Below are 11,482 nucleotides of genomic sequence, written 5' to 3'. Positions count from 1 at the left end.
CGGCACACTTTGACAAGGGCCGTTCTCTGGGTGGCGGACCAGGTTACATCCGAAGGCGCCTCAAATCCCGGCACCAGCCGCTTGTAGGAATTCACCAGAGGATTGAACACAGCCGTCATCCCCCGGATATGCTCCATGACACCCGCCAGGAATCCATAGGCCTCACGGCTGAGTCCCAGCCGGTCGGCCGGATCTTCAAATACATTTTTCCCGTCTTGATACAGGGCCATATTGATGTGCATGCCGGAACCGTTCACCTCTGCCTTTGGCTTTGGCATAAACGTGGCGTGGAGGCCGTGGCGCTTGGCGATGGTCCGCACCGCCACCTTGAAGGTCATCAGCTTGTCCGCCGTCTCCATCACATCCGACATGGTAAAATCAATCTCATGCTGCCCCGGGGCGATCTCGTGATGGGAAGAAGCCACTTCATATCCCATCTCCTCCAGGGTCAGCACAATATCTCTCCTTGCGTTTTCTCCCAGATCCACCGGACTTAAGTCCATAAAGCCAGCCCGCTCATGGGTCAGTGTGGTGGGCGCCCCGTTGTCGTCGGTATGGAACAGGAAGAACTCACACTCCGGATTGACCTTGAAGGTATATCCTTTCTCCTTTGCTTTCTTTACCGCCTCCTGAAGGATATACCTGGGGCTTTCTTTGTAAGGCGTGCCGTCCGCCTTATAGATATCGCAGATAAATCTGGCCACCTTCCCCTGCTGGGGCCGCCAGGGCAGAATGCAGAAGGTATCAAGATCCGGATGGAGATACATGTCCTCCTCTTCATTTCTGTAGAAGCTTTCCATGGAAGAAGCGTCGATGACACACTCGTTATCCATGGCTTTTTCCAGCTTGCCAAACGGGATCGCGATATTCTTCATGGTACCAAACATATCGGTAAACTGAAGACGGATAAATTCCACGTCTTCCTCCTCTGCCATACGTAAGATATCCTCTCTGGTGTATTTCCCCATCATCACCAACCTGTCCTTTCTCCGTACACCGGTTAATAAAAAGGGCGCACTTACCCGGGGGTTCCCCGGATAAGAACGCCGTTGTCCTTTATGGGTGCTATTATAGCAGTGCAGGTTTGAAATGTCAACCTTCCCAGGGCTCGATTCCCAGGACCTAATATCCCATCAGGTCGTGGTCCACCGCCTCCGCGGCCTTTCTTCCCTCCGTGATGGCCCACACCACCAGAGACTGGCCCCGGTGCATATCCCCGCAGGTAAACACTCCCGGCACGCTGGTCTGATATGCCCCGGGCTCTGTGCGCACATTGGTCCTTGGGTCCAGCTCCACCTGAAAGGCGTCGGTCACATAGGGCTGACTTCCCAGGAATCCGGCGGCGATCAGCACCAGCTGAGCCTCTACCACCTTCTGGGTCCCTTCTACAGGCACCATGTTCATCCGTCCGGTCTTCTTGTCTTTCTTTGGTTCCAGGCTAACGATCCGGGCCTTTGCCACATTCCCCTTCTCATCCTTCAGAAATTCTGTCACCGTGGTCTGGTAGATCCTGGGGTCCTTACCAAAGACGGCGATGGCCTCTTCCTGCCCGTAGTCGGTCTTCAGCACTTTGGGCCATTCCGGCCAGGGATTGCCCGCAGTTCTTCCTTCCGGCGGCTTAGGCATCATCTCCAGCTGGGTGACCGATCTTGCACCCAGGCGGATCGCCGTTCCCACACAGTCGTTGCCCGTGTCTCCGCCGCCGATGACCAGCACATGCTTTCCCTTTACCGGGAGGAAGGATCCGTCCTTCAGGTCTGAATCCAGCAGGCTTTTGGTCACGGAAGTCAGAAAATCTACGGCAAAGGCAATATTTCCCGCGTCTCTTCCCGGCACCTTGATATCCCTTGGGTTGGACGCCCCGCAGGCCAGGACCACCCGGTCATATTCCTTCAGAAGATCCTTTGCTTTCACGTCTTTTCCCACGTCCACAGATGTCTGGAAAACAACCCCTTCCGCTTCCATCAGCGCCACTCTCCGGTCGATCAGGGATTTCTCCAGTTTCATATTGGGGATCCCGTAGCGGAGCAGTCCTCCCACCCGGTCCCTTCTCTCATATACGGTGACCTGATGGCCTTTCCGGTTCAGTTCCTGCGCAGCCGCAAGCCCGGATGGGCCGCTTCCCACCACCGCAACCTTCTTGCCGGTGCGAACAGGGGGGATCTTTGGCGTTACCCAGCCTTTTTCCCAGGCAGTCTCAATGATGGCTTTCTCATTGTCTTTCGTACTCACCGGATCTCCGTTCAGCCCGCAGGTACAGGCAGCTTCGCAGAGTGCCGGACACACATGGCTTGTAAACTCCGGGAAGCTGTGGGTCTTGGAGAGGCGCTCATAGGCCAGCTTCCATTTTCCCCGGTATACCAGGTCGTTGGTCTCCGGCACCAGGTTGTGCAAGGGGCAGCCGGAAGCCATCCCTGCGATCATCTGGCCCGCCTGGCAGAAGGGAACGCCGCATTCCATGCACCGGGCCCCCTGAAGGGATTGCTCCTCCAAAGTCAATGGCTTTTTAAATTCCTGAAAATTGCGGATCCGCTCTAAGGGCGGGATCTGCGCCGCGTCTTTTCTCTCATATTCCAAAAATCCTGTTGGCTTTCCCATCTCTACACCTCCGAAAATACTTCTGTAAACGCTTCCATCTGTGCCTGTTCCGAGGTCATGCCCTGTTCCTCCAGCTTCATGCTAAGAGACAGCATTCTCTTGTAATCATCGGGAATGATCTTCTTGAATTTGGGAAGATAGCTCTCGAAATCCTCAAGGATCTCTTTTCCCCGGCTGGAGCCGGTGCAAGCCGTATGCTCCTCGATCAGGCTTTTCAGTTCATGGACGTCCGCCTTACTCTCCACCGGTTCAATGGAGATCATGGCTTTGTTCAGATTTTTATAAAGGGTGTTGTGTTCATCCAGTACGTAGGCGATGCCGCCGCTCATCCCTGCGGCGAAGTTCTTTCCCGTAGGGCCTAAGATTACCACGCGGCCTCCGGTCATATATTCACAGCCGTGCTCTCCCACGCCTTCCACCACTGCATATGCGCCGGAATTTCGAACGGCAAACCGTTCTCCTGCGATCCCGCTGATAAAGGCTTTGCCGCCGGTGGCTCCGTAGAGGGCCACATTTCCGGCGATCATGTTGTCACGGGCGGAATACTTCCGGTTCCTGGGCGGATAGAGGATCAGCTTGCCGCCGGACAGTCCCTTGCCGAAATAATCGTTGGTATCCCCTTCCAGCTTAAGGGTCAGCCCCCTGGGGATAAAGGCTCCGAAGCTCTGTCCCCCGGCGCCCTGCCCGTTAACGGTAAGGGTGTCTTCCGGCAGGCCGTGGGGATACTTTCTGGTGATCTCCGCACCCAGGATGGTGCCGAAGGTCCGGTCTGTATTGCCCACCTTCAGGGAGACGGAAGCCGGTTCCCCTTTCTTCAGCGCAGGAGCGAACTTCTTCAGAAGCACCCGCTGGTCCAGAGTCTGTTCCAGCTGAAAGTCATAGACGTCCTCCTGGCGGAAGGTTACGCAGGCGCCTTCTTTTCCGTAAGGATTCTTAAGGATGGCGTCAAGATCCAGCGCAGCTGCCCCGGAATGTTCCGGAGCCTTCTTCTGCATGAGAAGGTCTGTCCTTCCCACCATCTCATCCACGGTCCTCACACCCAGTTTCGCCATATATTCCCGCAGTTCCTGGGCGATAAATCTCATAAAGTTCACCACATACTCCGGTTTCCCGGCAAATCTTTTCCGAAGTTCCGGATTCTGGGTCGCCACGCCCACCGGACAGGTATCCAGGTTGCAGACCCGCATCATCACACAGCCCATGGTTACCAGAGGCGCCGTGGCAAAGCCAAACTCCTCTGCTCCCAGAAGGGCCGCGATGGCCACGTCTCTTCCGCTCATCAGCTTGCCGTCGGTCTCGATCATCACCCGGCTCCTTAAGCCGTTTTTCAGCAGGGTCTGGTGGGTCTCGGCAAGACCAAGCTCCCAGGGAAGCCCTGCGTTGTGGATGGAACTTTCCGGCGCTGCCCCGGTGCCGCCGTCATAACCGGAGATCAGGATCACCTGGGCCCCGGCCTTTGCCACGCCGGCAGCCACCGTGCCCACTCCTGCCTCGGAGACCAGCTTTACGGAAATACGGGCGTATTTATTCGCATTTTTCAGGTCATAGATCAGCTGAGCCAGATCCTCGATGGAGTAGATATCGTGGTGAGGCGGCGGGGAGATCAGGCTGACTCCGGGCGTGGAGTGCCGGGTCTTCGCGATCCAGGGGTAGACCTTCCTGGCCGGAAGGTGGCCGCCCTCGCCGGGCTTTGCCCCCTGCGCCATCTTGATCTGGATCTCTTTGGCGCTGACCAGATACCGGCTGGTAACCCCGAACCTTGCGCTTGCCACCTGCTTGATGGCCGAGCACCGGTCGTCCCTGGTCCCGGCGGAATCCAGACGTTCCTCGCTTTCTCCTCCTTCTCCGGTGTTGGATTTCCCGTGGAGCAGGTTCATGGCAATGGCCAGAGTCTCATGGGCTTCCTGGGAAATGGACCCGTAGGACATGGCTCCGGTCTTAAACCGCTTTACGATCTCTTCCACACTTTCCACTTCTTCCAGAGGAACTCCTTCCTGGGGGAACCGGAAGTCCATCAGGGACCGCAGGTTGCCGCTTCGCTCCTCATCCACCATCCGGGTATATTCCTGGAAGAGACGGTAGTCCCCCATGCGGGTGGATTTCTGCAGCATATGGATGGTGGCCGGATTGTACCGGTGTTCCTCGCCGCCGCTTCTCATCTTGTGTTTTCCCAGGCTGTCCAGGGTCAGATCCACCGCCCTTCCCAGGGGATCAAAGGCTTTGGAGTGAAGGGCTTCCACATTTTCCGCAATATCATCCAGGGTGATCCCTCCTACCCGGCTCACTGTGCCGGCAAAATACCGGTGGATCACTTCTTCTGAGATCCCGATGGCCTCGAAGATCTTGGCCCCCTGGTAGGACTGGATGGTGGAGATCCCCATCTTGGAGGCGATCTTCACAATGCCGTGGAGCACTGCCAGGCAGTAGTCATTGACCGCCGCATAATAATCCTTGTCAAGAAGCCCTTCTTCGATCAGTTCCCGGATGGATTCCAGCGCCAGATAGGGATTCACCGCGCAGGCCCCGTATCCCAGAAGAGTTGCGAAATGATGTACCTCCCTGGGCTCTCCGGATTCCAGGATCAGGGAAAGAGAGGTCTGCTTCTTAGTGTCCACCAGGTGCTGATGGACCGCGGACACAGCCAGAAGAGAGGGAATGGCCACATGGTTTTCATCCACGCCCCGGTCAGAGAGGATCAGGATATTGGCGCCGTCTTTGTAAGCCTTATCCACCTCCACGAAAAGGCGGGCAAGGGCTCTCTCAAGCCGGGTGCTCTTATAATAAGTGATGGGCACCGTCGCCACCTTAAATCCCTTCTCCTTCATGTTTTTGATCTTCAGAAGGTCCGTGCTGGTCAGGATCGGATTCTCAATCTTCAGTACCTGGCAGTTGTCCGGCGTCTCCTCCAGCAGGTTCCCGTCTTTGCCCACATAAACCGTGGTGCTGGTGACGATCTCCTCCCGGATGGCGTCAATGGGCGGATTGGTAACCTGGGCAAACAGCTGTTTAAAATAATCGAACAGGGGACGGGGCTTTTGGGAGAGCACCGCCAGCGGAGTATCCACCCCCATGGCGGCAATGCCCTCGCTTCCGTTTAAGGCCATCTCACAGATGGATTTGCGGTATTCTTCATAGGTGTAGCCAAAGGCCTTCTGCAGTCTTCTTCTCTGCTCCGGCGTCACTTCCTCCACCTGCATGTTGGGGATCTTCAGGTCCTTTAACCGGATCAGATTGCTGTCCAGCCACTCCCCGTAGGGCCGGGCCTTGGCGTAGATCTCCTTGATCTCTTCATCACAGAGGATCCGCTGCTTTCTGGTATCCACCAGAAGCATTTTCCCCGGGTGGAGCCGTTCTTTCTGCAGGATCTCTTCTTCCGGCAGAGGAAGGACTCCCACCTCGGAAGCCAGGATCACATCTCCGTTTTTCATCACATAATACCGGGACGGGCGCAGGCCGTTGCGGTCCAGCACCGCTCCCAGAAGCTCCCCGTCTGAAAATACGATGGAAGCCGGTCCGTCCCAGGGCTCCATCATGGTGGCATAATACTGGTAGAAATCCCGGATCTCCTGGGACAGGGTCTGGTTGTTGGACCAGGGCTCCGGAATGGTGATCATCACAGCCAGAGGCAGTTCCATGCCGCTCATCACCAGGAATTCCAGGGTGTTGTCCAGCATGGCAGAATCCGATCCCTTACGGTCCACCACCGGAAGCACCTTGTGGAGCTGTTCCTTTAAGTGCGGCGACTCCATAGTCTCTTCCCTGGCCTGCATTTTGTCCGCATTTCCCCGGATGGTATTGATCTCCCCGTTGTGGACAATGAACCGGTTGGGGTGAGCCCTCTCCCAGCTGGGGTTGGTGTTGGTGCTAAATCGGGAGTGAACGGTAGCAATGGCCGATTCATAGTCCGGATCCTGAAGATCTCCGAAGAAGGTGCGAAGCTGACCCACCAGGAACATGCCTTTGTACACAATGGTCCGGCTGGACATGGAGACCACATAGGTGTTGTCGTTGCTCTGCTCGAACACCCGTCTTGCGATATAAAGCTTCCGGTCAAAATCCAGTCCCTTCTCCACCTGCTCCGGCTTTTTGATGAAAGCCTGCTGGATATCAGGCATACATTCCCTGGCTTTGTGTCCCAGGATCTCCGGATGGACCGGAACCTTACGGAATCCCAGAAGCTCCATTCCTTCTTTCTCCACGATGATCTCAAACATCTTTTTCGCCTGGTTGCGTTTCAGCTCCTCCTGGGGGAAGAAAAGCTGGGCGATCCCGTACTCCCCTTCTTCTCCCAGCTGGATGTCTGCCTGTTTGCAGACCTTGGAAAAGAATTTATGGGAGATCTGAAGCAGGATCCCCACGCCGTCGCCGGTTTTTCCTTCTGCGTCTTTTCCTGCCCGGTGCTCCAGGTTCTCCACAATGTGGAGCGCCCTCTCCACCGTCAGATGGCTTCTGATCCCCCGGCTGTTCACCACAGCGCCGATCCCGCAGTTGTCATGTTCAAATGCGGGACTATAGAGTCCCTTCTGCTGTTCTCTCATACCTGGTCCCTCCTTGCTTTTTTCTCCTTCCCATAGGTATCCGCTGCTTTCACAAAGCCCCGGAACAACGGATGGGCGCGGTTGGGTCTGGATTTCAGTTCTGGATGTCCCTGGGTCCCCACAAAGAAGGGATGATCCTTTAGTTCGATCATCTCCACAATGTGGCCGTCCGGGGAAAGACCCGCCATGGTCATTCCCTGTTCTTCCAGAATGGTCCGGTAGTCGTTGTTCACCTCATACCGGTGTCTGTGGCGCTCAAAGATCTCTTTCTCCCCGTAGAGGGCATATGCTTTGGTCCCTTCCTTCAGAACGCAGGGGTAGGCGCCAAGCCGCAGCGTCCCTCCGATATTTTCCACTCCGTTCTGTTCCGGCATAAGATCAATCACCGGGTGCAGGGTGTCCGGATTCAACTCCGTGCTGGCGGCGTCCAGAAGCCCCGCCACATTTCTTGCAAATTCCACGATGGCCATCTGCATGCCCAGACAGATCCCAAGGAAGGGGATCTTCTTTTCTCTGGCGTACCCTGCCGCCTGGATCTTTCCTTCCGTTCCCCGCAGGCCAAAGCCTCCCGGGATCAGGATCCCGTCCACGCCTTGCAGCAGCGCTTCGCAGCCCTGTCTTTCGATCTCTTCTGAGTCCACCCAGCGGATATGGATGTTGACCCGGCCGGCGATCCCGCCGTGCTTCAGGGCTTCCACCACACTTAAGTAGGCGTCGTGGAGCTGGATGTATTTTCCCACAATGGCGATCTCCGTCTCCGACTGGGGGTGTCTTAAGTTGTCCACCATGGTCCGCCAGTCTGCAAGATCGGCTTCGGGACAGGAAATGTGGAGACAATCGCACACCACCTGGGCCAGGTGTTCCTTCTCCATAGAAAGAGGCGCTTCATAGAGATACTCCACATCCAGATTCTGGAGTACATGATCCGAAGGAACATTACAGAACAGGGCGATCTTGTCTTTCAGTTCCACGGTCAGCGGATATTCCGACCGGCACACCAGGACGTCCGGCCGGAGTCCCAGTCCCTGCAGCTCCTTGACGCTGGCCTGGGTGGGCTTGGTCTTCAGTTCCCCGGAAGCCTTCAGATAAGGCACCAGGGTCACATGAAGCAGGATGGCGTTTTCCTTTCCCACATCGTGCTGGAACTGGCGGATGGCCTCCAGGAATGGCTGGCTCTCAATATCCCCCACCGTTCCGCCCACTTCTATGATGGCGATCCGGTCTTCCTCCGGCGTCTTCCCCCGGTAGAACCGGCTCTTGATCTCGTTGGTGATGTGGGGGATCACCTGCACCGTTCCCCCGCCGTAATCCCCGTGGCGCTCTTTCTGGAGCACCGTCCAGTAGATCTTGCCGGTGGTCACATTGGAATGTCTGTCCAGATTTTCATCAATAAACCGTTCATAATGCCCCAGGTCCAGGTCTGTCTCCGTACCGTCGTCAGTCACAAAAACTTCCCCGTGCTGGATGGGGTTCATGGTACCGGGGTCCATATTGATATAAGGATCAAATTTCTGCATGGTCACCTGATACCCTCTTGCCTTCAGAAGCCTTCCCAGGGACGCTGCCGTGATCCCCTTTCCCAGGCCGGACACCACGCCTCCTGTTACAAATACATACTTTACCATTGTTTCTTTCCTCCTTGTCCTGCTCCAGTCAATGAAATAAAAAAGGCGCCAGAATCTCCCATAAGAAATCCTGACGCCTTTGTCATATGCTTCATTTTGAACTTGTTTTCTACTATAATCGGTTTTTGGAATTTTGTAAATCCCCAAATTTATTTTTTGAAAAAAGGATTGACAATTCATTTTTGGCAGGTATATACTACAGGGCATAAAGCAAAGGCGCTTTGGACCACAGGGTCCGGGGCGCTTTTTTTATTGCCAAATTTATTGCCAAAAGAAAGGAGCTTACCGCTATGAAAAAAGAAATCCCCGCTTTATATGGAAGTCTGGTGTTCAATGACAAGGTCATGCGCAATAAACTTCCCAAGGATGTTTATAAGGCTTTGAAAAAGACCATTGAGAACGGCACCCACCTGGAGCTCGAGGTGGCAAATTCCGTGGCCGTGGCCATGAAGGAATGGGCGGTAGAAAACGGCGCCACCCATTTCACCCACTGGTTCCAGCCCATGACCGGATTTACCGCCGAGAAGCATGACAGCTTCATCACTCCCACAGAAAACGGGGAAGTGATCATGGACTTTTCCGGCAAAGAGCTGGTGAAAGGGGAACCGGACGCCTCCAGCTTCCCCTCCGGCGGACTGCGGGCCACCTTTGAGGCCAGAGGCTACACTGCCTGGGATCCCACCTCTCCTGCTTTCATCAAGGACGGCACCCTGTACATCCCCACAGCCTTCTGCTACTACGGCGGAGAAGCCCTGGATAAAAAGACGCCCCTTCTTCGTTCCATGGAGGCCCTCAGCCAGGAAGCGGTCCATCTCCTTCATATTCTGGGAAATACAGAGGTCACCCATGTATCCACCACCATCGGGCCGGAGCAGGAATATTTTCTGGTGGATAAGGATCTGTATGAACAGCGCCGGGACCTGGTGTTCACCGGCAGAACCCTTCTGGGCGCTCCCGCTCCCAGAGGCCAGGAGATGGAAGATCATTATTTTGGCGCGTTAAAGCCAAGAGTGGCCGCCTATATGCACGATCTTGACGAGGAACTGTGGAAGCTGGGGATCCCGGCCAAGACCAAACACAACGAAGTGGCTCCCTCCCAGCACGAACTGGCGCCCATCTTTGACACGGCCAACGTGGCGGTGGACCACAACCAGCTTACCATGGAAGTAATGAAGAAAGTAGCGGACAAACACGGGCTGGTCTGCCTGCTCCATGAAAAACCCTTTGAGGGGATCAACGGAAGCGGCAAGCACAACAACTGGTCCATCTCCACCAACACCGGGGAGAACCTTCTGGATCCCGGCAAAACGCCGGCCAAGAACATCCAGTTCCTGGTATTTCTCATGGCTGTGATCAAGGCTGTGGACGAGTACGCGGATCTGATGCGGATCTCCGCAGCCAGCGCCGGCAACGACCACCGGCTGGGAGGAAACGAGGCTCCGCCGGCCATCGTCTCCATTTTCCTGGGGGATGAGCTGACCGCCATCCTGAAATCCATCGAGGACGACACTTACTTTGGAAAGCACCAGAGAGTCCAGCTGGAGACCGGCGCCCATGTGCTGCCTCACTTTGTCAAGGACAATACAGACCGGAACCGGACTTCGCCCTTTGCCTTTACCGGAAATAAATTCGAATTCCGCATGCTGGGCTCCTCTGCTTCCGTAGCCACGCCCAACATCATCCTGAACACTGCTGTAGCGGAAGCCCTGGCCCAGTTCTCCCGGGAACTGTCCGGAACCGCTCCAAAAGACATGGAGCAAGCGGTCCATGAACTGATCAAGCGGGCCATCAAAAAGCATAAAAAAGTGATCTTCAACGGAAACGGCTACACCGAGGAATGGGTGGCAGAAGCCGAGAAACGAGGTCTCTACAACCTGGCCTCCACCCCGGACTGCCTGCCCCAGATCCTGGCGGAGAAAAATGTGGAGCTTTTCACCAGACATCACATTTTCACCCGGGAAGAACTGGCTTCCCGGTATGAGATCTTCCTGGAGAATTATGTAAAAACCGTAGCCATCGAGGCAAAGACGCTGCGGGAAATGCTGGCCAAAGACTTCCTTCCGGCAGTCAGCCGCTATGCTTCCTCCGTCTCTGGCGAGGCCCTGTCCATGAAGACCCTTGTCCCGGATCTCTCCACAGATTCTGCCAAGAAGCTGGTATCCTTCCTGGGAGCCTCCTATGAGACCATCTCCGGAGCGCTGGATCTGCTGGATCAGGAGATCCTTGCCCTTGATGAGAAGACCTCCCTTCTGGAAGCCGCCGACTACTGCCGCAAGACCATCCTTGCCACCATGGAAGAACTGCGCAGCGCCGCCGACCAGGCTGAGGCAAAGATCCCGGAGGAGGAGCTTCCCTACCCCACCTATGATGCGCTCCTCTTCTCCGTATAAAGGAGGCCGCTTTCATGGAACTGGATCCACAATACCAACCAAAAGAAGCCTGCGGGGTTTTCGGGATCTATGACCTTTCCGGGGAAAATACCGCGCCTTCCGTCTATTACGGCCTTCTGGCCCTCCAGCACCGAGGCCAGGAATCCTGCGGTATCGCCGTATGTGATACCACAGGTCCCAGAGGAAATATCACCTTCCACAAAGGCATGGGGCTGGTGAGCGAAGTTTTTAAAGAGAACACCCTCCAGGATCTCTCCGGCAATCTGGGGATCGGCCATGTTCGGTACTCCACCACCGGAGCCCCCACCCTGACTAACGCCCAGCCCCTGGT

General features: G+C 55.7%; 5 protein-coding genes and 1 pseudogene. 2 read left to right on the top strand and 4 right to left on the bottom strand.

The window, feature by feature from the left end:
• From ACML7B_RS08120 to ACML7B_RS08105, 4 genes are all read right to left on the bottom strand, one after another.
• Window positions 1-968: glutamine synthetase family protein (locus ACML7B_RS08120; RefSeq protein WP_418540504.1), on the bottom strand; the 968-nt coding region annotated here is incomplete at its 3' end.
• Between the two features lie 154 nt (window positions 969-1,122).
• Complete coding sequence (locus ACML7B_RS08115) at window positions 1,123-2,598, bottom strand: glutamate synthase subunit beta (protein WP_418540501.1); 1,476 nt, start codon at window positions 2,596-2,598, stop codon at window positions 1,123-1,125.
• Between the two features lie 2 nt (window positions 2,599-2,600).
• Window positions 2,601-7,136, bottom strand: a complete 4,536-nt coding sequence (gene gltB / locus ACML7B_RS08110; protein WP_346708329.1) for a glutamate synthase large subunit — start codon at window positions 7,134-7,136, stop codon at window positions 2,601-2,603.
• Window positions 7,133-8,761, bottom strand: a complete 1,629-nt coding sequence (locus tag ACML7B_RS08105; RefSeq protein WP_346708328.1) for a CTP synthase — start codon at window positions 8,759-8,761, stop codon at window positions 7,133-7,135. The genes gltB and ACML7B_RS08105 overlap by 4 nt, the downstream gene beginning before the upstream one ends.
• 290 nt (window positions 8,762-9,051) lie before the next feature.
• Between ACML7B_RS08105 and ACML7B_RS08100 the strand changes: the two genes are divergently transcribed.
• Both ACML7B_RS08100 and ACML7B_RS08095 read left to right on the top strand, forming a co-directional pair.
• Entirely contained in the window at window positions 9,052-11,151 is a 2,100-nt protein-coding gene (locus tag ACML7B_RS08100; protein ID WP_418540498.1) for a glutamine synthetase III, read from the top strand.
• A gap of 14 nt (window positions 11,152-11,165) precedes the next feature.
• A pseudogene (locus ACML7B_RS08095) lies at window positions 11,166-11,482 on the top strand (amidophosphoribosyltransferase); the annotation flags it as partial.

Source organism: Massilistercora timonensis (assembly GCF_048354975.1).
GTDB lineage: Bacteria > Bacillota > Clostridia > Lachnospirales > Lachnospiraceae > Massilistercora > Massilistercora timonensis.
Note: the sequence above shows the minus strand (reverse complement) of the source record. Positions and strands in the feature narration are given on the sequence as shown.

What these genes read in the sequence shown, in the direction of transcription:
- ACML7B_RS08100 (WP_418540498.1), top strand. Translation starts at nt 9,052, where the DNA reads ATGAAAAAAGAAATCCCCGCTTTATATGGAAGTCTGGTGTTCAATGAC.
- ACML7B_RS08115 (WP_418540501.1), bottom strand. Translation starts at nt 2,598, where the DNA reads ATGGGAAAGCCAACAGGATTTTTGGAATATGAGAGAAAAGACGCGGCG.
- ACML7B_RS08105 (WP_346708328.1), bottom strand. Translation starts at nt 8,761, where the DNA reads ATGGTAAAGTATGTATTTGTAACAGGAGGCGTGGTGTCCGGCCTGGGA.
- gltB (WP_346708329.1), bottom strand. Translation starts at nt 7,136, where the DNA reads ATGAGAGAACAGCAGAAGGGACTCTATAGTCCCGCATTTGAACATGAC.